This is a genomic window from Magnetospirillum sp. LM-5 (genome assembly GCF_902729445.1).
Lineage (GTDB): Bacteria > Pseudomonadota > Alphaproteobacteria > Rhodospirillales > Magnetospirillaceae > Magnetospirillum.
Genome location: NZ_CACVCE010000001.1, coordinates 279850 through 305778 on the forward strand (window position 1 = coordinate 279850; position 25929 = coordinate 305778).

General features: G+C 67.1%; 16 protein-coding genes. 10 read left to right on the forward strand and 6 right to left on the reverse strand.

Annotation, left to right across the window (positions count from 1 at the left end; all coding sequences use genetic code 11):
• Nucleotides 1–4426: 4426 nt before the first annotated feature.
• From MTBLM5_RS01405 to MTBLM5_RS01420, 4 genes are all read right to left on the reverse strand, one after another.
• The gene (locus MTBLM5_RS01405; RefSeq protein ID WP_173974009.1) at nt 4427–5785 is read right to left on the reverse strand and encodes an HlyD family type I secretion periplasmic adaptor subunit; all 1359 of its coding nucleotides are present in this window, start codon (nt 5783–5785) and stop codon (nt 4427–4429) included.
• A 14-nt stretch (nt 5786–5799) separates the two neighbouring features.
• Nucleotides 5800–7980: a peptidase domain-containing ABC transporter gene (locus MTBLM5_RS01410; protein WP_173974010.1), complete on the reverse strand. Its 2181-nt coding sequence runs from the start codon at nt 7978–7980 to the stop codon at nt 5800–5802.
• Complete coding sequence (locus MTBLM5_RS01415) at nt 7977–9698, reverse strand: peptidase domain-containing ABC transporter (RefSeq protein WP_173974011.1); 1722 nt, start codon at nt 9696–9698, stop codon at nt 7977–7979. Before MTBLM5_RS01415 ends, MTBLM5_RS01410 begins: the two co-directional genes overlap by 4 nt.
• A 264-nt stretch (nt 9699–9962) precedes the next feature.
• Nucleotides 9963–10847 (reverse strand): methyl-accepting chemotaxis protein, encoded by an 885-nt coding sequence (locus MTBLM5_RS01420; RefSeq protein WP_173974012.1) that lies wholly within the window; start codon nt 10845–10847, stop codon nt 9963–9965.
• A 209-nt stretch (nt 10848–11056) separates the two neighbouring features.
• On the opposite strand from MTBLM5_RS01420, the gene MTBLM5_RS01425 reads away from it, so the two are divergent.
• The 5 genes from MTBLM5_RS01425 (at nt 11057) to MTBLM5_RS01445 (ending at nt 17126) form a co-directional block, all read left to right on the forward strand.
• Nucleotides 11057–13228, forward strand: coding sequence for a cation-translocating P-type ATPase (locus tag MTBLM5_RS01425; protein ID WP_173974013.1), 2172 nt, complete (start codon nt 11057–11059; stop codon nt 13226–13228).
• The gene (cueR, locus tag MTBLM5_RS01430; protein ID WP_173974014.1) at nt 13225–13623 is read left to right on the forward strand and encodes a Cu(I)-responsive transcriptional regulator; all 399 of its coding nucleotides are present in this window, start codon (nt 13225–13227) and stop codon (nt 13621–13623) included. Before MTBLM5_RS01425 ends, cueR begins: the two co-directional genes overlap by 4 nt.
• 133 nt (nt 13624–13756) lie before the next feature.
• Nucleotides 13757–14890, forward strand: a complete 1134-nt coding sequence (locus MTBLM5_RS01435) for a divergent polysaccharide deacetylase family protein (RefSeq protein WP_254430853.1) — start codon at nt 13757–13759, stop codon at nt 14888–14890.
• 63 nt (nt 14891–14953) lie between these two features.
• Nucleotides 14954–15154 carry a heavy-metal-associated domain-containing protein gene (locus MTBLM5_RS01440; protein WP_068496932.1) on the forward strand — a complete coding sequence of 67 codons (201 nt, stop codon included), beginning with the start codon at nt 14954–14956 and terminating at the stop codon, nt 15152–15154.
• A gap of 10 nt (nt 15155–15164) precedes the next feature.
• Nucleotides 15165–17126 carry a tetratricopeptide repeat protein gene (locus MTBLM5_RS01445; RefSeq protein ID WP_173974015.1) on the forward strand — a complete coding sequence of 654 codons (1962 nt, stop codon included), beginning with the start codon at nt 15165–15167 and terminating at the stop codon, nt 17124–17126.
• On the opposite strand, the gene trpE is transcribed toward MTBLM5_RS01445, so the two are convergent.
• Entirely contained in the window at nt 17113–18633 is a 1521-nt protein-coding gene (gene trpE / locus MTBLM5_RS01450) for an anthranilate synthase component I (protein WP_173974016.1), read from the reverse strand. The genes MTBLM5_RS01445 and trpE overlap by 14 nt on opposite strands.
• Before the next feature lie 2 nt (nt 18634–18635).
• Nucleotides 18636–20510 carry a SurA N-terminal domain-containing protein gene (locus tag MTBLM5_RS01455; protein WP_173974017.1) on the reverse strand — a complete coding sequence of 625 codons (1875 nt, stop codon included), beginning with the start codon at nt 20508–20510 and terminating at the stop codon, nt 18636–18638.
• Between the two features lie 186 nt (nt 20511–20696).
• On the opposite strand from MTBLM5_RS01455, the gene tpiA reads away from it, so the two are divergent.
• The 5 genes from tpiA (at nt 20697) to eno (ending at nt 25849) form a co-directional block, all read left to right on the forward strand.
• A complete protein-coding gene (gene tpiA / locus MTBLM5_RS01460; RefSeq protein ID WP_173974018.1) occupies nt 20697–21455 on the forward strand; it encodes a triose-phosphate isomerase in 759 nt (252 codons plus the stop codon).
• Nucleotides 21456–21650: 195 nt separating this feature from the next.
• A complete protein-coding gene (gene secG / locus MTBLM5_RS01465) occupies nt 21651–21983 on the forward strand; it encodes a preprotein translocase subunit SecG (protein WP_173974019.1) in 333 nt (110 codons plus the stop codon).
• A gap of 80 nt (nt 21984–22063) precedes the next feature.
• Nucleotides 22064–23689 carry a CTP synthase gene (locus tag MTBLM5_RS01470; protein WP_173974020.1) on the forward strand — a complete coding sequence of 542 codons (1626 nt, stop codon included), beginning with the start codon at nt 22064–22066 and terminating at the stop codon, nt 23687–23689.
• Nucleotides 23690–23693: 4 nt separating this feature from the next.
• Entirely contained in the window at nt 23694–24542 is an 849-nt protein-coding gene (kdsA, locus tag MTBLM5_RS01475) for a 3-deoxy-8-phosphooctulonate synthase (RefSeq protein WP_173974021.1), read from the forward strand.
• A 29-nt stretch (nt 24543–24571) separates the two neighbouring features.
• Nucleotides 24572–25849 (forward strand): phosphopyruvate hydratase, encoded by a 1278-nt coding sequence (eno, locus tag MTBLM5_RS01480; RefSeq protein WP_173974022.1) that lies wholly within the window; start codon nt 24572–24574, stop codon nt 25847–25849.
• Nucleotides 25850–25929 lie beyond the last annotated feature (80 nt).

Below are 25929 nucleotides of genomic sequence, written 5' to 3' on the forward strand. Positions count from 1 at the left end.
AGCTTCCACGAGCCGGCGGGAATGGTGCTGCCGTCGGCCAGAATCTCGCCGCCGGCCAGATAGGTGCCGGCCGACAAGGTGGTGCCGGGGGGCAGGCTGCTGACATAGACCGCCAGGGTCTCGGACCCGTCGGTATCGGCGAGCGCGGTGGTGATGTTGAGCGCCGCCCACTTGTCCTCGACGCCGACCGCCGAGGCCGACAGGGTCGGCGCGTCGGCCGCCGCCTTGATGGTGACGCTGATCGGCACCACGACGTCGGACGTATCGGGGGCCACCGGATCGGTGATGGCGGTGGCGCGGTCGATGCCGCCGGAATCGGTGGCGGCATCGGCGTCGCGGTCGACGGCGACGGCGCGCAGATTCAGGGCGATGTCGGCATCGGCATTGGTGTCGGTCCAGCGCACCTTGACGTTGGCAAGGTTGCCGGTGACCTCGTAGCCGGTGTGGCTTTGGCCGTCCGAGCCGGTATAGGTGACCTGGGTGAAGGATCCGCCATTATCGACCCGGGCCAGTTCGGCCCCGGTCGGCAGATCCNGGCGAGCGCGGTGGTGATGTTGAGCGCCGCCCACTTGTCCTCGACGCCGACCGCCGAGGCCGACAGGGTCGGCGCGTCGGCCGCCGCCTTGATGGTGACGCTGATCGGCACCACGACGTCGGACGTATCGGGGGCCACCGGATCGGTGATGGCGGTGGCGCGGTCGATGCCGCCGGAATCGGTGGCGGCATCGGCGTCGCGGTCGACGGCGACGGCGCGCAGATTCAGGGCGATGTCGGCATCGGCATTGGTGTCGGTCCAGCGCACCTTGACGTTGGCAAGGTTGCCGGTGACCTCGTAGCCGGTGTGGCTTTGGCCGTCCGAGCCGGTATAGGTGACCTGGGTGAAGGATCCGCCATTATCGACCCGGGCCAGTTCGGCCCCGGTCGGCAGATCCTCGATGAAGACGCGCAGGGTTTCGTTGCCGTCGGCGGCGTTGACGTTGGCCGACAAGGCCAAGGTGGTCCACTGGCCCTCGGTGCCGGTACCGGAACCGGCGGCCGACGGATCGACGATGCCGACATCGACCATGGCGGTGACCGGGCCGTTGATGGCCATGTCGCCGTTCCGGGTCTCGGCGGTGGTCGACCACACCCGGAAGGTCATGTCGTCGGAATAATTGGCCGGCGGGGTGACGGTCAGGCTGGGCAGGTCGGCGGGGGCCACCTTCAAGGCGCCGGCCGGAATGGTGATGCCATCGACGGTGACGGCCTGGGTGGTGACGGTGCCGTGGTTGAAGACGGCGCCGGCCGGGAAGTCGGCGACATAGACCCACTGGGTCTCGGACCCGTCCAGATCGACCAGCGAGGCGGAAATATCGACGGCGATGGCGGTGTTTTCCATGCCGTAGGTCCGCCCGGCCGCCAGGTCGGGGATGTCGGCGATGGCCTCCACCGTCACCGAGCCGGTGGCGGTCAGCACGCGCGCGACACCGGTCTGGGTGTCATAGGCCGGCACGTTGATGGTGTAGGTGGCGTCCTCGGCCAGATGGGTGGCGGGGAAGAACTTGAGCCCGGCCAGCGTCCACTGGTTGGCATTGGCGCCCGACTGCTCGAAGGCCGAGCCGGGGATGGCCCAGCTATAGGCGCCGTCGCCGCCGATGGTGGGGGCGATGGTGGTGGTGACCCCGTTCAGCGTCAGCTCGAAATGGCCGCTGGTCATGTCGGGATCGGACGAGACGATGGTGACCGTGCCGTTGGGATCGGGCCGTTCCGAGAAGTCGGTGTCGGTGAAGGTGGCGACCGGGTCGATGGTGATGCCGCCCGCCTGATCCTCGTTGCCGGCATTGGCATCGACCAGGGTGGCGGTGTCGGCGACCGGATCGATGACCAGGGTCAGCCGGTCCCAGGCACTGGTCGCCTGGCCGTCGCGGGTCAGGCCGGGATTGGCCGCCTGCAGGGCATCGTCGGTGGAATCGTTGGCTTCGGTGGCGATGGTGCGGATGTCGAAATGGATGGAATCGGCATTGCTGGCAGACGCCCAGTCGGCCGGGCCGCCGACCCGGACCTGGCCGCCGAACACCTGGGCGGCCGAGACCGTCCACACCCCGCCCGACAGGGCCAGGTCGGACCAGGTGCCGGTGCCGGCATCATAGGTCTGCAGGCGAAGGCCGATGGCCTCGACCGGATCGATCTGGAAGGTCAGGCTTTCCGATCCGTCCGGGCTGGCGGTCTGGCCGTCGGTGGCGCCCAGTTCGCCCAAGGAACCGGTCACGGCATAGCCGCCGTCTTCAAGCACGGTGCGCAGATTGTAGAAGCCGTCCTCGGCCACATGCTTGGCCGGCTCGTCCACCGCCACGATGGGGGCGTCGGCGTCGGACAGCACCTTGACGGTGATGGTGCTGGTGGTGCTGGCGGTCTTGACCGCCAATTGGTCGCCGGTGGCCGCCTCGGTGGTGGTGGCGGTGATGGTCAGGTTGAAGTCGGCATCGCTGTCTTGCGGCGGCTTGAATTGCAGGCCGGTCAACTGGGCCGGAGTCAGGCTCCAGGTGCCGGGGCTGGTCTCGGTGCCGACATTCAAGGAAAAGCCGGCCGGCCCGGCCACGGTGATCGCCAGGCTTTCCGAGCCGTCGGCATCGACCAGGGCCGAATTGATGGTCAACGCGTGCCACTGATCCTCGACGCCGATGGCCGAGGCCGACAGGGTCGGCGCGTCGGCTACCGCGCGGATGATGGCGGTGACCGGCACGGTGACGGCATTGACGTCGGGCGCGCCGGCCTGAACGGCGGCCGAATCGCTGTCGGTGTCGCCGTCGCGGACGGTGGCGGTCAGATTGAAATTGATGTCGGCATCGGTGTGGGCTGGATTGGTCCAGCGCACCTTCAGATTATCCAGATCGGTCAGGGCGATGGCATAGGCGCCGTTTTGGTCAGGGACCAGCACGGTGCCGTCGCGGGTCGCCAATTGGGCGTCGGCCGGCAGGTCGGTCAGGGCGACGGTCAGCACCTCGGTCCCGTCGGGCAGGTTGACCGAGGCGCCCAGGTCCAGCAGCGCCCAATCGTCTTCATCGCCGACGCCCGAGCCCGAGGCAGAAGGCGCCACGATGCCGACATCGACCTGGATGGTCAGCGGGTCGGAAATGGCCTGGTCGCCATTGGGGGTCTCGGTGCTGATGCCGCGCACGGTCAGGGTGAAGTCATGGCTGTCGTTGGTGGGCGGCAGCACCTTCAGGTCGGCGATGTCGGCGGCATCGACCAGAACCGAGCCGGCCGGAAGGGTGATGCCGTCGATCACCACCGGGCTGGTCAGCACGGTGCCGTGATTCAACTGGGCGCCGTCGGGCAGGCCGGTGACATAGATCTGCTGGTATTCCGAGCCGTCCTGGTCTTTCGAGGTCAGGTCGATGTCCAGGTCTTGCCACTGGTTTTCCATGCCGAAGGTGTCTTCGACGGCGATGACCGGAATGTCGGCCACCGCCTCGATATGGACCGGCACGTCCAGGGTGGTGGCGGCGGTGGTCGATGGATCGGCGGCGGTGGCGGTGACCCGCAGGGTGAAGTCGCCCGAGAAGTCGGAATCGTCGTCGGAATCCGTGTTCTTCAGATAGATGTCGGCCAAATCGAGCGCGGTGGGGTTGTCCAGCACCCAGCTGTCGCCGTCACGGATGCCGATCGGATTGCCGTTCGAATTGACGATCTCGAAATCGGTGGGAATGCCGGAAATCTCGATCCGGGAAAAGACGTCGCCCGAGCCATCGGTATCGTTGGTATCGACCGTGAATTTCAGCTGGGTCAGTTGGTCCTCGGTGCCGTTGGCCACGGTTTCCAGCGTCAGGGTCGGCGCCTGGGCGATGCCTGGCAAAACCTCGACGGGATCGGTGACCGGCAGCGGTTCGACCGGCAGAAGCGGCGCCGCAGAGGTCTCGGCCGGGGCGGGGGCGGGGTCCTCGTCACCGACGTCCGGGTCGGCCGGCGGCGGCGCGTCGGTCGGGCGCTCTTCCTCGCGCGGGGCGGCCTCGAGGGCGGGGCGGGCCTCCTCGGCGGAATCGGCCTCGGCCTCCTGCGGGAAGGCCGGGAACGGGTTCGAGAATTGCGCCTCGACCTGATTGTCGGGCTCGCTGGGGGCGTAGGGTTCGGGGACCACCTGGTCGCCGACCGGAATGGCGCCCTCTTCGGCCGGGGCGCCGGCCACCATCTTCTCGAAGGTCTCGCGTCCGGCGCTCTGGACGTTGGCGAAGGCCTTGACGTCCTCGCCCTCGACCTCGTCGGTGTTGGTCAGTTCCTGTTCCTGGGCGTCTTCCAGGCCGTCCAGGCCCTTGCCGTCCAAGTGCAGCGCGTCCAGCGTCGCGACATTTTCGGTGCCGCCGGATTCCGGGCTTTGGCTCTCGGTCTGGTTCAGGTTGTCTTCAGCCATGTTTCCCTCCCACGGGCCCCAAAAGGCACAATCGTTCGATCACCGTTCGCGGAATGCCTGCGAGAACGATTGTTGCAACGGTTTCAACAGGTACTGCAGCAAGGTCTTGTCGCCGGTGATGATGTCGGCTTGCACGGTCATGCCCGGCAGGATGCGGTTCTCGCCGGGATTGTGGCCGACCCAGGGATGGGGGATTTCGACCCAGCCCTTGTAATAAGGCGCGTTGTCCTTTTCATCGACATAGGTGGTCGCCGAAATGTCCTTCAACCGGCCCTCGATGCTGCCGAAGCGGACGAAATCGTAGGACGCCACCTTGACGATGACCTTTTGGCCCTGGTGCAGGTGGCCGACATCGCGGGTGCTGATCTTGGTCTCGATCAGCAGATTGTCATCGACCGGCACGATTTCCATCAGCATGCCGCCGGCCGGCACCACCGCGCCGACGGTCTTGGCCTTGAGGTTCTGGACATAGCCCTTGACCGGCGACACCACTTCCAGGCGGTTGACCCGGTCGCTCAGGCGGCCCAGCGATTCCTCGACCTGGGCCAGCTCGGCGCTGACCGTGCCCAACTCGCCGCGGGCGTCCTGGCGCTGGTTGTTGTCGAGGTCGGCGATGCGGCGGTTCAGCTCTTCCAGCGACTTGGCGGCGGTGCCTTCCTGGCCCTTCAGTCGCGACAGCTCGCTTTCGATGGCGGCGCGCTGGCGGCGCACGGCGTAATAATCGACCTTGCTGGAATGGCCGGCGGCGAACAGGGTCTCGCGCATGCCGACTTCCTCGGTGACCAGGGTCAGCTGTTCCGTCACCGATTTCTGCTGCTGCTGCGCCGCGCGGATTTCCTCGCGCTTTTGCTGGATCTGTTCCTCGAACACCTTGCGCTGCGACACCCAGCGATCGGAATTGGCGGCCAGAATGTCCATCTGGTCGGTCACCAGCGGCTGGTACTTGGGCGGAATGTCGGCGAAGTTGGGCTGGCGGCCCTCGGCATAGGCGCGCAGGCGCTCGACCTTGATCAGCAGGCTCATGCGCCGGCTTTGCGCCTGCTCCAGCTCGGCGGCGGCCTGGATGGGGTCAAGCCGCACCAGCACCTGGCCGGCCTCGACCATGGCGCGGTCCTCGACCAGGATTTCGCGCACGATGCCGCCTTCCAGATGCTGGACCACCTGCACCGACTTGGCCGGCACCGCCGAGCCGAAGGTGACCGCCACCTCGTCCATGCGCATCAGCGCCGACCATACCAGGAAGGCCACCACCACCGCGGTCACGATCAGCACCGCCGAGCGCGACACCACCGAGATGCCGGCTTCCTCGACGATGGCGAACTGGGCCAGGTGCCGGATCTGGCGCGAGGCCTTTTCCAGCTTGACGGGGGCGGGGGCGAGTTGGGCGTTGGCGGTCATGGTCACATCGCTTTTCAGAAGAAGTTCGGCGGCAGGCGGTCAAGCACCTGCTTGGCCGGGCCGTACATGCGCACCTGGCCTTGCACCAGCACCGCCACCTTGTCGGCCAGCTTCAGGTGGCTGGGGCGATGGGTGACCAGGAAGACGGTCGAGTGGGTGCGCATGCGCTCCAGGGTCAACATGAATTGGCGGTCGGCCATGAAATCCAGGCTGGAAGCCGGTTCGTCGAACAAGGTGATCGGCGCCCGCTTGAGGTAGGCCCGCGCCAGCGACAGACGCTGGCGGAAGCTGGCCGGCAGCCGGTCGGTGGTGCCGTCGCCCAGCTTGGTGTCGAATTGCTGCGGCAATTCCAGGATTTCGTCCAGCAGGCCGGCCTCGCCGCAGGCCCAATGCAGTTCCTCCAGCGACGCCTCGGGCCGGGCCAGGCGCAGATTCTGCGCCACCGTGCCGAAATAGATGTCGGGCTGCTGCGGCACATAGGCGATCAGGCGGCGCAGCTCGATGGCGTCGAGTTGGCGGATGTCGATGTCGTCGATCAGCACGGCGCCGGTCTGCGGCCGGTAAAGCCCCAGCACCAGCTTCAGCAGCGTCGACTTGCCGGATCCGTTGGGGCCCACCAGCGCCACCACCTCGCCCGGTTCGGCCTGCATGGTCAGGCCCAGGACCGCCGGGTCGGCGTCGGGGCTGTAGCGCAGCGACACGTTGGACAAGGTGACCCGGCCCTTGAAGTGCGGCACCGCCTGCACCGACGGCGCCAGCACCCGCTCGGCCTTCAGATGCATCAGGCGGTTGATCTGGGCGACCGAGGCCTGGACCCGTTCCACCTGCGACGCCAGCGAGAAGCCGGTCTGCACCGGGCGCAAGATCCACCACACCACGATCATCGTCGCCATCAGGCCGCCGGTGGTCATGTGGCCGGTCATCACCCGCTCGACGCCCCAGCCCAGGGTGAACAGGCCGGCGATCACCACCAGGGCCTGCGAGGCGGTGGCGACGATCAGGTTGGCCCGGGCGGTCCGGTGGTTCTTCAGGCAGGCGTCGGCCGACAATTCGCGGAACCGATCGGACCAGATGCCGGCGGCACCGGCCTCCTTGATGGCGCGCGGCTTGGACAAGGCCTCGACCAGGAATTCCTGGCGCCGCGACGACGCCCGCGTCGCCGCCGTCACCCGGGTTTCGACCACCGGCCGGGCGATCACCGCCGTCGCCGCGAACAAGATCAGCGCGGCCAGCGGCACGAAGACCAGCGGCCCGCCGATGATGGCCATGGCCACCAGGAACACGACGATGAATGGGGCCTCGGCCAGGGTGGTGGCCAGCGGCCCGGTGAAGAATTCGCGCACCATCTCGAAATCGCGCAGGCGGGCGATCTGGGCGTTGGAATTGGCCTGCTCGGTATAAGGCGGGGCCAGCAGCATCAGGCGGCGGAACACCGCCAGGCCCAGCAGGTGATCCAGGCGCGCCCCCATATAGGCGATCATCTTCGAGCGCACCGAGCGGATGGCATAATCGCCGGCCACCGCGATGGCCGAACCGGCCAGCAGCGACACCAGCAGCGGCACCGACCCGGTCGGCAGGAACTGGTCGTAGATGGCCATGATGAACAGCGGCGTGACCAGCACCAACAGGTTCGACACCAGACTGGCGCCCAGCATCCGCACGAACAGCGGGATGAAGCGGCGCAGGGTCGCGCCGACGAAGTTCTTCGGCGCCTCCTCGAATTGCTGGCGCGCATCCTCGTCCAGGGTGCGGAACAGATAGACGCGACCGCGCTCGGCGGGCGGCGCGATATGGCGATAGGTGCGGGTGTCGGTGTCGAAGGCGACGATGCCCTCGGGCTCGACGCGGACCAGCACCTCGGCCTTGCCATGGGGCGGCAGGTACAGGCAGGGCATCAGGCGCGGGTCCATGCGGGCCGGCGCGATGTCGATCGACTGGCTGGAAAAGCCCAGATTGGCCATCACGTTCAACAGGTCGGTCAGGTCCAATCCGTCGGCGAAATGCGGCAGCGATTCGGCGATGTGGACCAGTTCGCCTTCCCATCCCAGCGCCGACAACAGCGGCAACACCGTCGCCGCCAGGTCGGTCACCGCCTCGAACCCGCCCAGGGTGCCGCTGGCCGATTGCTGTTCGTCCAGTTCGACGCGCCGGGGCGGGACGCCCCAGCCGATGTCGGGGTGAATGTGCGAGATCATGCCGGCACCTGCGCGGGCAGGGGGGCGGCCGGCTGGGGCGGCGCCACCGGCACCGCGGCCTCGACCAGTCGGCCCTGGTCGATGCGGTACATGCGGTCGGCCAGGCGCTGCAGCGACGGGCGCAGCGTGATCATGATCAGGCTCGTGTCGCGGCTCATGGATTCGAAATATTGGCGCAGGCGTTCGTCGCCGGGGCCGTCCATGGCGGCGTTGGCCTCGTCGAACAGCAAGATGCGGGGGCGGCTGACCAGCGAGCGCACCACCGCCACCCGCTGGATCACGCCGCGCGGCAGAATGTCGGACGATCCGTCGCCGACGCGGGTGTGGTAGCCGTTGGCCAGGCGGTAGATGACGTCGTCCAGCCCCAGCACCGAGGCCAGCCGCAAGGCGTCCTTGCGCCGGTCGGCACGGAACATGGTCAGGTTTTCCAGGATGGTCCCGCGCAGCAATTCGCCGCGCTGCGGGATGAAGGCGACGCCGTCCTGGCGCAGCAAATGGTCGCGGTCGAAATCGCCGACGGCGATGCCGTCCAGCAGGACCTGGCCCTGGTGCGGCGCGATGCTGCCGTGGATCAGGCGCAGCAAGGTCGATTTGCCGCCGCCATTCTCGCCGCCGATGGCGATGCGTTCGCCCGGCTCGACCGACAGGTTCAGGCCGGTGAACAGCGGTTCGGCCTCGGGGCCGGCATTGAAGTGGACATCCTTCAGCTCGATCTTGCCCTTGAGCGGCTGGATCACCGGGGCGGCGGGGCGCGGCTCGCCCGGCAGGGTGAAGATGGTCTCGAAGCGGTCGCGCATCATCAGCGCCTGGCGCCAGCGGGTGTAAAGCCCCACCGCCTTCTGGATCGGCTGCAGGGCGCGGCCGGCCAGCAGGGTGCAGGCCGACAGGCCGCCGACGGTCAGGGCGTTGTCGACCACCATCAGGCCGCCGAACACCACCACCGACAGCGTCAGCAATTGCGAGAACACCCCGGCCATGCCGAGCGCGTTGGCGTTGATGTGGACCACCTGATGGGAATGCTGCGCCACCGCCGCCTGCAGGCGGGCGTAGCGCTGGATCATCTGCGCCTCCATCGCCAGGGCCTTGACGGAATGGACGCCGTGGATGACCTCGATCGAGAAGTTCTGGCGGCGGTCACGCACCTGATTGAAGTCGGCCAGCGCCTTCTCGGACCTGGCCTTGCCGGCCATGGTGACGATGACGAAGGCCACCAGCACGGCCGACGGCGCCACCACCAGCCAGCCGGCCAGATAGGCGATGCCGCCCAGGAACAGCAGCACGAAGGGAAGGTCGCAGACCACCAGGGTCCAGTTCTCGGCGAAGATCTCGCGCACGGTGGGCAGGCCGCCCAGCCGCTCGATCAATTCGCCGGGGCCGATCTTTTCCAGCTCGTCGGCCGGCGCGTTCATGATGCGCGAGAACGCGTTGCAGGCGGATTTGTGTTCGTACTGGACGCCGATCCAGCTGATGATTTCCGCCCGCGCCACCCGCAGGGTCGATTCCAGGAACACCGCCCCGGCGACGCCGGCCAGCAGCAGCAGCAAGGTCCCCATCGAGGAATTGGGAATGATGCGGTCGTAGACCTGCAACAGGGCCAGCGGCAACGCCAAGGCCAGAACGTTCAAGACGATCGACGCGGTGGCGACGTAGCCGCCCCCCTTGCGGAGATCGGAAATCGAGACGATTCCCTCGTCGTGGTTACCATGCTTGTGTGTCAACGTGGTGCCCGAAACCAAAATATTTGAAACATTTAGCTTCAGATATTTTGGCAAAGTCACGCACAGCTGAAAACGGGCGAATTGGTGAAAGTTGTGACAGTTAAGAACAGATTGTTAACGGCGGGGCGACTTTGGTGTCATCCCTCCGCCATTCGTTGGTTGGAAGTAAGAATTGTTCTCGCCACACGTACTTTCGGCCTAGTCGTTGGGCGTGGCCATAGGTGCTCTTTGCCCAATCGAACAGCCTAATTCCTTGGGCATGTATCAGCTTTGCTTGTTGGCGAACTCGACGGCCGACGTTGCCTGATCGACCAGATGGTGAATACGCTCGCGCGCCTCGCCCAAGGTCTCGCCGGTGGTGGACAGGCTGATCATGAAAGTATCGATGTAATCGATCACGTCCTCGCACTGGACCTTGCCTTCGGCGGCGGCTTCGCTGATTTCCTCGACGCGGCCGTGGATTTTCTCCAGGGAGTCGCCGAAGCCGTTGATGGTCTCGGAGATAATGCCGACGCCGTTGCTGACCTGGCCGGCGCTGGTCACCGTCTGGCCGGTGGCGACGATCAGGTCGGCGATCGAGGCGGTCAGCGATTCCACCGACCCTTCGATGGTGCGGGTGACCTCGCCGGCCTTGCGGGCCAGGCCCTTGACCTCGCCGGCCACCACCGCGAAGCCCTTGCCGGCCTCGCCGGCCCGTTCGGATTCGATGGTGGCGTTCAAGGCCAAAAGGTTGGTCTGGCGCGCGATGTCCTGGATGTCCTTGGTCGAGGCGCCGACGCTGGCCAGGTGGGTGTCCAATTCGCCAAGGCTGGCCTGAATGGCGCGAACCGATTCGGCCAGGCCGCGAATGCTGGAAACGGCGGTCTCGACGGTGGTCAGCGAGTGGGTGGACCGGTCGGCGGCTTCGCGCGAGACGTGGTCGGTGGTCTTGCTGGCCGAATCGATGGCATCGATGGCCTCGGCCATTTGCTGGGCGATGGCGCTCAGCGCCTGGAACTTGCCCATCTGGTCTTCCAGGAAGACCGCCACTTCATCGACGCTGCCGGCGATTTCGGTGACTTCGGTTTGAATGGTGGTCAGACGCTGGACCACGGCCTGCGCGAACTGGGCGCGGTCGCTGGTCTGCGAGGCGTTGGAGCCATCGGGCATGAAGAAAACCTCCCTTGGGTGATGCCCATGCCCGGTTGCCCCAACCATCCGGGTCTCGTCATTTCCATCAATTATGCCGTGTGCCATCGGCAAAGGAAGCGGAAATATGGTCTATATCCAGGAAATGTGCATATAACAAAGCCCTTGACCTTCCAGTGACTGGAAGGGCGATCCTTGTTTCCATGGATCGCTTCTCAGGAAACACGCTCATGGTTGCCGACCCCCTTACCGCCTCCTTGTCGCCGTCGCTGGAATTCAGGATCGGCGGCATGACCTGCGCCGCCTGCTCGACCCGGCTCGAAAAGGTGTTGGGCCGCGTGCCCGGCGTCGAGGCGGCCAGTGTCAACCTTGCCGCCGAACGCGCCACCATCATCGGCCGGGCCGGCGCCGCCGAGCTGGTGGTGGCGGTCGAGAAGGCCGGTTTCACCGCCCATCTGATCGCCGACGGCGAGGATTCCACCAGCGCCGAGGAGGCCCAGCAGGCCCGCGATCTGGCCCACCAGTGGCGCTGGTTCTGGGTGTCGGCGGTTTTGACCCTGCCGTTGGTGGCGCCGATGATCCTGGCCCCGTTCGGGAGCGATTGGATGCTTTCGGGCGGCTGGCAATGGCTGCTGGCGACGCCGGTGCAGTTCGGCGCCGGCTGGCGCTTCTATCGCGGCGCCTGGGCCTCGCTGAGGGGGGGCGCCGGCAACATGGATGTGCTGGTGGCCTTGGGCAGCTCGGCCGCCTATGGCATGTCGGCCTGGGTGGTCGCCCAGGGCCATGGCGGTCTTTACTTCGAAGGCGCGGCGGCGGTGGTCACCCTGGTCCTGTTGGGCAAGATCCTCGAGACCCGGGCCAAGCGCTCGGCGGCCGGGGCCATTCGCGCCCTGATGAAGCTGCGCCCCGACACTGCCCGCGTCGAGCGAGACGGCCATGTGGTGGAAATCCCCGCCTCGGCCGTGGTGGCCGGCGATCTGGTGGTGGTCCGCCCGGGCGAGGCCTTTCCCGTCGATGGCATCGTGCAGGATGGCGAAAGCCAGGCCGACGAATCCCTGATCACCGGCGAAAGCCTGCCGGTGGCCAAGCAGACCGGCGACGCGGTGGTGGCCGGCGCCATCAACGGCGACGGTTTGCTGCGGGTCACCGCCACCCGGGTCGGCGCCGACAGCACCATCTCGCGCATCATCCGCATGGTCCAGGGTGCCCAGGCCTCGAAGGCGCCGGTACAGAAGCTGGTGGACCAGGTGTCGGCCATCTTCGTGCCGGTGGTGGTGGCCATCGCGGCTTTGTCGTTCCTGGGCTGGGCGCTGATCGGCGGCGATGCGGGCCAAGGCTTCGCGGCGGCCGTCGCCGTTCTGGTGGTGGCCTGCCCCTGCGCGCTGGGGCTGGCGACGCCGACCGGCATCATGGTCGGGACCGGGGTGGCGGCCCGCCACGGCATCCTGATCAAGGACGCCGTCGCCCTGGAACGGGCCCATCACACCAATCTGGTGGTGTTCGACAAGACCGGCACCCTGACCGAGGGTCACCCGGCCCTGGTGGCCAGCGAGGGCGGGACGGAAGTGCTGCGCCTGGCCGCCTCGGCCCAGGCCGGCAGCGAGCATCCGCTGGCCCGCGCCGTGCGGGCGGCGGCGACGGGTCTGGACCTGGCCCCGGTGACCGCCTTCAAGGCCTTGCCGGGGCGCGGCATCGAGGCCATGGTCGAGGGCCGGGCCATGCTGGTCGGATCGGCCCGGCTGATGGACGAACGGGCGGTGGATTGGCAATCGGCCACTGAAGCCATGAAAGCCCACGAAGAGCTGGGGCGGACCGTCATGCTGGTGGCGGTCGATGGAAGGCTGGCCGGCTGGCTGGCGGTGGCCGATCCGGTCAAGCCCAGCGCCCGGGCGGCGGTGGCCGGGCTCGAGGCCCTGGGGGTCAAGGCGGTATTGCTGACCGGCGACAATGCCCGGGCGGCCGCCGCGGTGGCCGGGCAGGTCGGCATTTCCATGGTTCTGGCCGAGGTGCTGCCCGAGGGCAAGGAGGCGGAAATCCGCCGCCTGCAGGCCGATGGCCATGTGGTGGCCATGGTCGGCGACGGCGTCAACGACGCCCCGGCCCTGGCGGCGGCCGATATCGGCATCGCCATGGGCACCGGCACCGACGTCGCCATGCAGGCCGCCGGCATCACCCTGGTCAAGGGCGATCCCGCCTTGCTGCCCGCCGCCTTTTCGCTGTCGCGGGCGACCTATGCCAAGATCCGCCAGAACCTGTTCTGGGCCTTCTTCTACAATCTGCTGGCCCTGCCGCTGGCCGCCGCCGGGCTGTTGTCGCCGACCATCGCCGGTGCCGCCATGGCCTTTTCCAGCGTGTCGGTGGTGACCAATTCCCTGCTGCTGCGCCGCTGGAGGATGCCATGAATATCGGTCAGGTCGCCAAACGGTCGGGCGTGCCGGCCAAGACCATTCGTTATTACGAGGAAATCGGCCTGATCCCGCCGGCCGGGCGCACGGCGGCCGGTTATCGCGATTACGGCTCGACCGATGTCGAGACCCTGCGATTCATCCAGCGCGCCCGCTCGCTGGGCTTCTCGGTCAAGGATGTCGGCGACCTGCTGGCGCTGTGGTGCGACCGCGAGCGGGCCAGCGCCGACGTGCGGGCCATCGCGCAGGGCCATGTCCGCGCCGTCGAGGCCAAGATCGCCGAACTGGAAGAGATGCGCCGCACCCTGACCGCCCTGGTCGAGCGCTGTTCGGGCGACGACCGCCCCGATTGCCCGATCCTGGAAGGCCTGTCCGACACCTGCTGCCACTGAAGGCTTTGCCGGGGCCGGGCGGCAGGGCTATAACCGGCGTCGATCAAGTGCCCTGCCCCAGAAATTCGCAGGTGAATTTCTAAGATGAGCAGGCCACTAATCTGTTGAATTGTGCGGTGAAAGGCGAAATTTCGTGTCGCGGCGTGAAATCCGGCGGCTGCTGATGGAACCGAAGCGACGGTCGAGTTCGTCGCGTTCCTGGGCAGTGCTGGCCCTGATGGCGGCGGTTCTGCTGGGTGGCATCGCCATCGGCGTGGGCGTCGGGCTGGGCATCATGGCCAGCCGCCCGGATCAGGAAGCGCGCGACTGGGAACGGGCCGAGATGGCGGTCGATCGTCCGCCCCGGCGCGAGGCGTTGCTGGAACCGGCCGCTGCCGCCGAGCCGCCGGTGATCCCGCTGGTGCCGCTGCCGCCGGCCCGTCCCGGCGGCCCGGCCGATGACGGTTTCGATGCCGACCAAGCCGAGGGCCAGGTGGCCGACCAACAGGTCGCCTCGGTGCCGCTGATCCTGCCGCAGCCCTCGGTCAAGCCGGTCGAGCAGGGCGCACCCGCCTGGGTCCGCTATGCCGTGCCGGCGCCCAAGGCCGGCAGCCAGCCGATGATCGCCGTGGTGATCGACGATCTGGGGGTCGATCGAAAGCGCAGCGAGAAGGTGGTCGAATTGCGCGCCCCCTTGACGCTGGCCTGGATGACCTATGCCGAGAACCTGCCGCAGATCACCCAGCTCGCCCGCAAGCGCGGCCACGAACTGATGGTCCATGTGCCGATGCAGCCCCAGGGCGAATCCTACGATCCCGGCCCCGACGTGCTGGAAGTCGCCGTCCACCCCGAGGAGAATCGCCGTCGCCTGTCCTGGGGGCTCAATCGTTTCGAGGGCTTCGTCGGCATCAACAACCATATGGGCTCGCGTTTCACCGCCGACCGCACCGGCATGAAGGTGGTGATGGAAGAGGTCAAAAGGCGCGGCCTGTTGTTCCTGGATTCGGTCACCACCGACAAAAGCGTGGCCCCCGAACTGGCCAAACGCCACGGTGTGCCGTTCGCGGCGCGCAGCGTCTTTCTCGACAACGAGCAATCGGTGGCGTCGGTCAAGGCGCAGCTGGCCAAGACCGAGGCCCATGCCCGCAAGTTCGGCGCCGCCATCGCCATCGGCCATCCCCACGATTCCACCATCGAGGCCCTGGCCGCCTGGCTGCCGGGGCTGGAAGCCCGGGGCTTCCTGCTGGTGCCGGTCACCACCATCGTCAAGGCGCAAACACCCCCTTGACCTTCCCGTCGCTGGAAGGTCCAAACTTCCATCATCGAACCCTATGGCACAGGAGCTGATCTTATGAGCGCGACCTACAAAGTGACCGGCATGACTTGCGGCGGCTGCGCCCGTTCGGTGGAATCGGCCATCAAGAGCGTGGCCCCCGACGCCAAGGTCACCGTCGATCTGGGCTCGGCCGCCGTCACCGTCGAGAATGCCAGCGAAGATCAGGTCAAGAAGGCGGTCGACGAGGCCGGCTTCACCTTCCTGGGCGCGGCCTGATCCGCCGCCGATGGATTTCGACGCGGCGCTGAAGGGCTTGCGGGCCAAGGTTCGGCGCGCAGGATTGGCCGACCTTCCCGAAAGGCTGGAGGCGATGATCGGCCGGGGCGAGGCCCAGGCCGCCAGCCAGATGCTGTCGGCGGCCTTCAGCCACGCCCAGGCTTGCGCCGATTCCTGCCTGTTCCTGGGGCTGGCGGCGGCCCGGCTGGGCCAATGGCCGGCGGCTGCGACCATTCTGGGTCGTGCCCGTCAGTTGGCTCCCGCCCGGCTGGCCGCCGGCCACGCCTTGGCCGTCGCGCTGGCGCGGGCCGGGCAGGGGCCGCAATCCTTGGCGCTGTTCGCCGAAATCCGCGCCCGTGCCCCCAAGGATGCAGGCCTTGCCAACGATCACGCCCTGGCGCTGGCCGCTTTCGGCAGATCGCCGGATGCCGAGGCGATCCTGGTCGAGACGGTGAAATGGGCGCCCAAGGACCGTGACGCCCAGGCCAATCTGGGGGTGCTGCGGGCCCAGCGCGGCGATTGTGCCGGCGCGGTCGAGGCGCTGACGGCCGCCATCGCCCTTGATCGCCGCAACGCCCTGCTGCGCTTCAACCTGGGCAACGCCTTGCGTGATGCGGGCGATGGCGCGGCCGCCCTTGCGGCCTATCAAGGCGCGGTGGAGCTGCAACCCGATCTGGCGGCGGCCTGGCGCAACAAGGCCAACCTGGAAGCCGAGATGGGCCGGCACGCCGAATCCGTCGCCGATTACGCTCGGGTCGAGGGACTGGAACCGGCCGCCAATCTTGCGCCCACCCGCATCCTGGCGATGAATCTGGCGCCGTTTTCCGCCGCCGACACCCTGGCAGTCGCCACCGCATGGGCCAAGACCTACGCCGATCCGCTGGCCCCGGTCGCCCGGCCGGCCGTGGCCGGCGACGGGCGCATCCGCATCGGTTATCTCGCCGCCGGTCTGTTCACCCTGGACGGCACCCAATTGGCGGTGCTGGCCCACCATGACCGCAGCCGGTTCGAGGTGATCGTCTATTTCGACGGCGACCCGGCCCATCGCCGGCTGGAGCGCTTTTGCGCCCTGGCGACGGTGCGGATGACCCGGGGGTTGTCGGATTCCGAACTGGCCCAGCTGATCGCCGCCGACGGACTGGACATTCTGATCGACGGTCTGGGCTTCCCCAAGGGGCACCGCCTGCTGACGGTGGCGCGCCGCCCGGCCCGCATCCACCTGCACTGGCCGCCGATGACCACCACCGGCATGGCGGCGATGGACGGCTTGGTCGCCGATTCCCGCACCCTGCCGCCCGGCGCCGAGGGTGATTATCGCGAACGGGTCTACCGCCTGCCGTGCAGCTATCACTTCGCCGTGGACGAATTGGCGGTGCCGGGCCTGCCCTTGCGCCCCGATGACGGGACCGTCCGGTTCGGCTGCTTCAACACCCTGGCCAAGATCGGGGCTGAATCCATCGCCTTGTTCGCCCGGGTGCTGGCCGCCTGTCCCGGCTCGCGCCTTCGGGTCAAGGGCATGGTGCAGTCAGCCTTCGACCATCCGCGCCTGAAGGACGGCTTCGCCGCCCACGGCATCGGCCCGGACCGCCTGGAATTCCTGCCTCCGACCGCGGGCTATGGCGAGCATCTGGCCGCCTTCGGCGAACTGGACGTGGCCTTGGACCCGGTGCCCTATAACGGCGTCACCACCACCTTCGAATCCCTGTGGATGGGGGTGCCGGTGGTGACCCTGCCGGGCCAGCGTATCCTGGACCGCTATGGGCTTTCGCTGCTGACCGAGGTTGGCTTCGCCGACGGCATCGCTGTCCATGCCGACGATTACGTCGCCCGCGCCGTGCGTCTGGCCGCCGACCGGCCCTTGCGCGCCAAACTGCGGGAAAGCTTGCGCGACCGGGTGCGGGCCAGCCGTCTGAACGACAGCGCCCGTTTCACCCGGGAATGGGAAGACCTGCTGGCCGCTATTGCCGGCTAAGGGTGTATTCCAGCGCTTCCTCGGCGGCGCGGACCAGGGCGCGGGCCTTGTTCATGCATTCCTCGTGCTCTTTCTCGGGCACCGAATCGGCGACGATGCCGGCGCCGGCCTGGGCGTACATGGTGCCGTCCTTGATCAGCGCGGTTCGAAGCGCGATGCAGGTGTCCATGTTGCCGTTGCCCGAGATATAGCCCATGCAGCCGGCATAGAAGCTGCGCCGCTCGGGCTCCAACTCGTCGATGATCTCCATGGCGCGAATCTTCGGCGCGCCCGAGGTGGTGCCGGCCGGGAAGCCGGCCATCAGCGCGTCCATGGCGTCGCAGCCGTCGCGGATGTCGCCCTCGACGTTCGAGACGATGTGCATGACGTGCGAGTAATACTCGACGAACATCTTCTTGGTGACCTTGACCGAGCCGATCTTGGCCACCCGGCCAACATCGTTGCGGCCCAGATCCAGCAGCATCAAATGCTCGGCCAGTTCCTTGGGGTCGGCCATCAGGTCGGCGGCCAGGGCCTCGTCCTCGGCCTGGTCGATACCCCGCTTGCGGGTCCCGGCGATCGGGCGGATGGTGACGCGGCCGTCGCGCAGGCGCACCAGGATTTCCGGGCTGGACGCCACCAGCTGGAACTCGCCGAAATTCATGTAGACCAGGAACGGGCTGGGATTCATCCGCCGAAGCGCTCGGTACAGCGAGAAGGGCGGCAGCCGGAACGGCACCTTCAGACGCTGCGACAGCACCACCTGGAAGATGTCGCCGGCGGCGATGTATTCCTTGGCCTTCAGCACCTTGGCGCAATATTCCTCAGGCGTCATCGAGGCCACCGGGACCGGCGCGTGGGTGTGGCGCTCGAGGCCGGCATCCAGGTGCGGCAATGGGCGCTCCAGCGCCTCGACCACATGGTCCAGCCGCTCGTTGGCCAGGTCGAAGGCCGCCCGCGAATCGACGCCCGCGCGCGGCCATACCGGCACCACCGCCGTCAATGTGCCGTTGACGTTGTCGAATACCGCCATCACCGTCGGGCGGATGAAGATGCCGTCGGGGATGCCGATGACGTCGGGATTGGCATCGGGCAGCTTTTCCACCAGCCGCACGGTGTCATAGGTCAGATAGCCGACCAGGCCGGCGGCCATGGGCGGCAGGTTCGGCGGGATGTCGACCAGGCTTTCGGCCGAAAGTGCTCGCAGCGAGGCCAGCGTGCCGTCGCGTTCGGCCACCGGGCAGGGCGCGAAGGACTCGGGCTGGGTGCGGGCGTCACGATTGACCCACGCCATGTTGCCTTGGCACTTCCAGATCAGGTCGGGCTTCATGCCCAGCACCGAATAGCGGCCGCGCACGGCGCCGCCTTCCACCGATTCCAGCAAGAAGGCGTGCTTCTGACCGCTGGCCAGCTTCAGGAATGCGGAGACCGGGGTTTCCAGGTCGGCGACCATGGTGCGCCACACCAATTGCGGCCGCCCGCTGTCGTAGGTGGCTTGGAAGGCGGTGTAGTCGGGATAAACGGTCATGGTCACTCTTCGCGGGAAATCTGGCTGCGATCGACCCGCACGCCCAGTTCGACGTTGAGGGCGGCGAGGTATTGGTCGACCAGATCGCCGGCCACGGTGGACGAGATCTTGCGGCGCGCCGTCTCGGCGGCCTTGGCATCCTTGGCCGGCTCGAAGGCGATCACCTGGGCCAGGCGGGCCACCACCCAGCCGCCTTTTTCGGCCTTGACCGCCACCGTCCCGGGCTTGCCCTGGAACAGCTCGGCGACGACGGCCGGGGCCAGCTTGGCCGCCTCGGCGCCTTCCCGGGTGAACGGGGACGACGTCGAGACCTTGATGCCGTGGGCCTGGGCGACCTTGGCCAGCGGCTCGCCGGCCTTGACCTGCAAGGCGATGGCCTGGGCCAGTTCGCCGGCCTTTTCATGGCGGCGTTCGGCCTGCCAGCCGGCGACCACTTCGGCGCGGACGTCGGCCAGGGCGCGCGGAGCCGGCGCCACCACCCGATCGACGCGAACCAGGAAATAACCGTCGCCTTCCTTCTCGGTCAGCTGGCTTTCGGCACCTTGTTCGGTGTGGAAGGCGACATCCAGGAAGGTGTCGGACTTGGGCGCGTCGGCGACCGGCTTGCCGTTGGGGCCTTGGCCCTTGGCATCGATGGCCGGGATGCGCAGGACCTTCAACTGGAACCGCGACGCGGTCTCTTCCAGGCTGGTGCCGGCGCCCAGGGTGTCTTCCACCTGATTGGCCAGCTGGCTCAACAGGTCGGTCGAACGCTCGCGGCGCAGATCCTGCTCCAGCATCGACTTGACCTCGGCCAGCGGCCGGGTGCGGCCGGGGGTGACCTGGCCGACCTGGGCGACGTGCCAGCCCAGCGCGGTCCGCACCGGGGGGCTGATGGTGCCGGGCTTCTGGGCGAACAAGGCGGCGCCCAGCTCGTCGGGCAGCTCGCCCTTTTCGACGGTGCCGAGATCGACCACCGAGGCGCCCAGATCCTTGGCGATGGCGGCCAGGTCCTTGCCGGCCTTGACCAGATCGGTGGCCCGCGCGGCGGCGACGTCGTCGGCCAGCACCACCTGCGCGACCTGGCGCCGTTCCGGGGTGACGAATTCGTCCAGCCGAAGCTGATAGGCCTCGGCGATGTGGGCGTCGGTGATTTCGGCCAGGGCGCCGACATCGGCCGGGCGCAGCAGCATCACCGTCAGGGCGCGGAATTCCGGCGCCATGAAGCGCTGGGAATTGTCCTTGTAATATTGCTCGATGGCGGCCTGGTCGGGGGCGGCGGGCAGGGCCACCGCCTCGTCCTTGATCTGGGCGATCTCGGCGGCGCGGCGCTCTTCGCGCCAGCGGGTCAGGGGATCGGCCAGGGTCACCGGCGCCACCAATCCGCCCGACAGCGCCTCGGCCATCTGGGCGCGGACCATGTTGCTCTTTTCCATCCGCATGTAGTCGGCTTCGCTCAGATTGGCGCGGTTCAAGGCCCGGCGCAGCAGCTCGCGGTCGAACTCGCCCCGTTCGTTGCGGAAGTTGGGGTCGGCGGCGACCTGGGCCACCACCGCGTCCTCGGACGCCGACAGACCCAGGCGGCGAGCCGCCTCGTCGATCAGGGTGCGGGTGACGATGGTCTGGATGGTACGGTCCAGCAGGCCCATCTTGCGGGCCTCTTCCGCGCTCAGCTTGCCGCCGAACAGCGGCTGCAGGCGGGCGACCTCGCGCTTGAACTCGGCGTTGACCTCGGCGGCGGTGACCTGGACCTTGCCCACCTCGATGGCCGGGCCGCGCCCGAACAATCCGCCCCTCAAGACATCGCCGACGCCCCACGAGATGAAACTGAGACCCAACAGGCCGAACAGCAGTTTGACGACCCAGGACTTCGAGGCATTGCGAAAGGAATCGAGCATGGCATCCGGCGGGTTCGAGGGGCCGGGCGCAAGCGGGCTCCGGCAAAAGTGCCGGCATAATAAGAGGGGGGGGAAGGGGTGGCAACTGCTTTAACCCACCCTGGAATCGCTCCGATTGGGTGGCGACAAGGGCTTGGGGGCGATGGTATAGACCGGGTCACAATTCATAGAGAACGGGAGACCTCCATGAGCAGACGTCCGCTGATCGCCGGCAACTGGAAGATGAACGGCCTGAAGGCCGACGGCATCGCCCTGGCCGAGGGTGTCGCCGCCAAGCGCCGGGCCGAGCCGGATCTGGCCTGCGACGTGCTGGTGTGCCCGCCTTTCCTGCTGGTTTCCGATGTCGCCCGCGCCGTCGCCGGCTCGGGGCTGGCGGTCGGCGGCCAGGATTGCCACGCCAAGACTTCCGGCGCCCATACCGGCGACACCTCGCCGGTGATGCTGAAGGATGCCGGCTGTTCCCACGTCATCCTGGGCCATTCCGAGCGCCGCACCGACCACGGCGAGACCGACGCGCAGGTTAAGGCCAAGGCCGCCGCCGCCCACGCCGCCGGCCTGGTGGCGATCGTCTGCATCGGCGAGACCCTGGCCCAGCGCGACGGAGGCGAGACGCTCGAGGTCAATCGCCGCCAGTTGAAGGGCTCGCTGCCCGAGGGCGCCAATGCCGACAACACCGTCATCGCCTACGAGCCGGTGTGGGCCATCGGCACCGGCCGGGTCGCCTCGCCGGAACAGGCGCAGGAAGTCCATGCCGCCATCCGCGCCGAACTGGTCAAGCTGGTGGGCGAGACCGAGGCCGGCAAGATGCGCATTCTGTACGGCGGCTCGATGAAGCCCGAGAATGCCGCCCAGCTGATCGCCCTGCCCGACGTCGATGGCGGCCTGATCGGCGGCGCCTCGCTGAAGGTCGAGGATTTCTGGGCCATCGCTCGCAATTGCGCTTAGGCGCAAGGCGCTTCTGCGCGAGGCGCGCCCGATGCCGGGCCGTCTCACGCGCCGCCGGGCTTTGAACCCGGGGCGTCCATTTTTGCACTAGCTATCCTCGGCCGAGGGGGCTAAATATCGCGTCGAACAATTTCACCCGCCCCCAGGGCTGTCCCATCGGGACCGCTCTGGGTCGGGTCATTTCGTGGTGTGCCAATGGACTTCTTTCCGATCATTCTCGTCATTCACCTGCTTCTCGCCGTCGCCCTGGTGGGCGTGGTGCTGCTGCAGCGTTCCGAAGGCGGCGCGCTGGGCATGGGCGGCGGTGGCGGCGGTTTGATGTCCGGCCGGGCGGCCGGCAATCTGTTGACCCGCACCACCGGCATCCTGGCCGGGGCGTTCTTCCTGACCAGCCTGGCGCTTGCCATCATCGCCAACAACCGCACCGGCGGGGGCTCGCCCTTCGACAAGGTGCCGGCTGCCGCTCCGGCGGCGGCTCCGGCCCAGCCGGCGGTTCCGGCCGAGCCGGCGGCGCCGATTTCGAAGTAGGTTCATCCGTTTGGGGAACGCGGTCGCCGGCGGCGGCCGCCACCTGGTCAAGCCAGACACTTCGCGCGAGCAAGGGGCCCATGACGCGTTTCATCTTCATTACCGGCGGCGTGGTGTCGTCCCTGGGCAAGGGGCTGGCCTCGGCGGCTCTGGGGGCGTGCCTGCAGGCGCGCGGCTTCAAGGTCCGGCTCAGGAAGCTCGACCCCTATCTCAACGTCGATCCGGGCACCATGAGCCCCTATCAGCACGGTGAGGTCTATGTCACCGACGACGGCGCCGAGACCGATCTGGATCTGGGCCATTACGAGCGCTTCACCGGCGTCGCGTCGCGCAAAAGCGACAACATCACCACCGGTCGCATCTATTCCGACGTCATCGCCCGCGAGCGGCGCGGCGACTATCTGGGCGCCACCGTCCAGGTCATCCCGCACGTCACCAACGCCATCAAGGAATTCGTCAAGTCGGACCTGACCGACGAGGATTTCTGCCTGTGCGAGATCGGCGGCACCGTCGGCGACATCGAATCCCTGCCGTTCCTGGAAGCGATTCGTCAGCTGGCCAACGAACTGGGGCGCGAGCGCACCATGTTCGTCCATCTGACCCTGTTGCCCTATATCCCGACGGCGGGCGAGCTGAAGACCAAGCCGACCCAGCATTCGGTCAAGGAATTGCTGTCCGTCGGTATCCAGCCCGACCTTTTGATGTGCCGCTCGGATCGCGAGATTCCGGAAGGCGAGCGCAAGAAGATCGCCCTGTTCTGCAACGTCGCCCCCCAGGCGGTGATCCCGGCTCTGGACGTCGACAGCATCTATCAGGTGCCGATCTCGTACCATGCCGAGGGATTGGACGAGCAGGTGTGCCGCCATTTCCGCATCGAATCCAAGCAGCCCGATTTGTCGCGCTGGACCAATATCGTCGAGCGGGTGCGCCAGCCGGAAGGCGAGGTGACCATCGCCGTGGTCGGCAAGTATATCAGCCTGCTGGATTCCTATAAGTCGCTGGCCGAGGCGCTGACCCATGGCGGCATCGCCAACAACGTCAAGGTTCGGTTGAACTGGATCGACAGCCAGATCTTCGAGCGCGAAGACGCGGTGCTGCATCTCGAGCCCTGCCACGGCATCCTGGTGCCCGGCGGCTTCGGCGAACGCGGCGCGTCGGGCAAGATCGAGGCGGTCAAGTTCGCCCGCGAACGCCAGGTGCCCTATTTCGGCATCTGCTTCGGCATGCAGATGGCGGTGATCGAGGCCTGCCGCAACCTGGTCGGCCTGAAGGGCGCCAACTCGACCGAGTTCGGCCCGTGCGAGCATCCCGTCGTCGGCCTGATGACCGAGTGGGTCAAGGGCAACATGCTGGAAAAGCGCGCCGCCGATGGCGAGCTGGGCGGAACCCTTCGCCTGGGCGCCTATGATTGCATGCTGAAAAAGGGCAGCCGGGTCGCCGACATCTATGGCTCGGACATGATCTCGGAACGCCACCGTCACCGCTTCGAGGTCAACATGGATTACCGGCCGCAGCTGGAAAAGGCCGGCCTGTCGTTCTCGGGCCTGTCGCCCGACGGGGTGCTGCCGGAAATCGTGGAAATTCCCGACCATCCGTGGTTCGTCGGCGTGCAGTTCCATCCCGAACTGAAGTCCAAGCCGTTCGACCCGCATCCGCTGTTCACCAGCTTCATCAAGGCCGCGGTGCGGCAATCGCGATTGGTCTGACGCCATGCCCCCTTTCCATCACGTCGCCGTTTCCCCGGACGTCGTCTTCGGCAACGATCTGCCGCTGGTCCTGATCGCCGGGCCGTGCCAGATGGAAAGCCGCGAACACGCCCTGGAATGCGCAGCGGCGTTGAAGGAAATGGCCCAGGAAGCCGGCATCAAGCTGATCTACAAGTCGTCGTTCGACAAGGCCAACCGCACCTCGATCTCAGGGAGGCGCGGGCTGGGGCTGGACGCGTCGCTGCCGGTCTTCGCCGAGATCAAGTCCAAGCTGGCGCTGCCGGTCCTGACCGACATCCACACCGAAGAACAATGCGCCGTCATGGGCCGCGTGGTCGATATCATCCAGGTGCCGGCCTTCCTGTGTCGCCAGACCGACCTGCTGATCGCCGCCGGCCGATCCGGCGCGGTGGTCAACGTCAAGAAGGGCCAGTTCCTGGCCCCTGACCAGATGGCCAACGTCGCCGCCAAGATCGAAAGCACCGGCAACAGCCGCATCCTGCTGACCGAGCGCGGTGCCAGCTTCGGCTATGGCGATCTGGTCGCCGACATGCGGGCGCTGCCGATCATGGCGCGCACCGGCTATCCGGTGATCATGGACGCCACCCACGCGGTGCAATCGCCGGGCGGCCAGGGCGGATCGTCGGGCGGCGACCGCCGCTTCGCGCCGGTGCTGGCCCGCGCCGCGGTGTCCTTGGGTATCGCTGGTGTGTTCATCGAAACCCATCCCGATCCCGATCATGCGCCGTCAGACGGCCCCAACATGATCGCGCTGAGGGACATGCCGGCCCTGATCGAAATGCTGATGAAGTTCGACGCGACGGCCAAGTGCTATCCCGTCCAAATCGATTAACCCCTGTCCGCACTTTTCGGAGAGACCCGATGACCGCCATTATCGATATCCACGCTCGCGAAATCCTGGACTCGCGCGGCAATCCGACCGTTGAAGTCGACGTCGTGCTGGAAAGCGGCGTGATGGGCCGCGCCGCCGTTCCGTCGGGCGCCTCGACCGGCGCCCACGAGGCGTGCGAGCTGCGTGACGGCGACAAGAAGCGCTATGGCGGCAAGGGCGTGCTGAAGGCGGTGGAAAGCGTCAACGGCGAGATCTACGACGCCCTGTCGGGCATGGATGTCGAGGATCAGGTGCTGCTGGACCACACCATGATCCAGCTCGACGGCACGCCGAACAAGTCGCGCCTGGGCGCCAACGCCATCCTGGGCGTGTCGCTGGCCTGTGCCAAGGCCGCCGCCGAGGAAACCGGCTTGCCGCTGTACCGTTATGTCGGCGGCGCCTTCGCCTCGATCCTGCCGGTGCCGATGATGAACATCATCAATGGCGGGGCGCACGCCGACAATCCCATCGACATCCAGGAATTCATGATCATGCCGGTCGGCGCGCCGACTTGCTCGGACGCCATCCGCATGGGTTCGGAAGTGTTCCAGGCCCTGAAGAAGCAGCTGAAGGACGCCGGTCACAACACCAATGTCGGCGACGAGGGCGGCTTCGCCCCCAACCTGAAGTCGGCCGAAGCGGCGCTGGACTTCATCATGCAGTCCATCGAGAAGGCCGGCTACAAGCCCGGCGAAGACATCATGCTGGCCCTTGACTGCGCCTCGACCGAGTTCTTCAAGAACGGCAAGTACGAGATGGAAGGCGCCAAGAAGAGCTTCGACCAGAAGGGCATCGTCAAGTTCTATTCCAAGCTGGTGAAGTCCTATCCGATCATCTCGATCGAGGATGGCTGCGCCGAGGACGATCTGGACGGTTGGGAAATGCTGACCGAGGAACTGGGCGGCAAGGTCCAGCTGGTGGGCGACGATCTGTTCGTCACCAATCCGGCCCGTCTGGCCATGGGCATCGACAAGGGCCTGGCCAACTCGATCCTGGTCAAGGTCAACCAGATCGGCTCGCTGTCCGAGACCCTGGAAGCCGTCGACATGGCCCACAAGGCCGGCTACACCGCCGTCATGAGCCACCGCTCGGGCGAGACCGAGGATTCGATCATCGCCGACCTGGCGGTCGCCACCAATTGCGGCCAGATCAAGACCGGCTCGCTGTCGCGTTCGGACCGCTTGGCCAAGTACAACCAGCTGATCCGCATCGAGGAAGAGCTGGGCTCGGCGGCGCGCTATGCCGGCAAGGCCATCATGAAGCGCTGATCCGTTTCTGAATTGTTCTGTTGATGGGCGGCCGGGGGAGAAATCCTTCGGCCGCTTTTCTTTCGGTAAAGCACTCGATA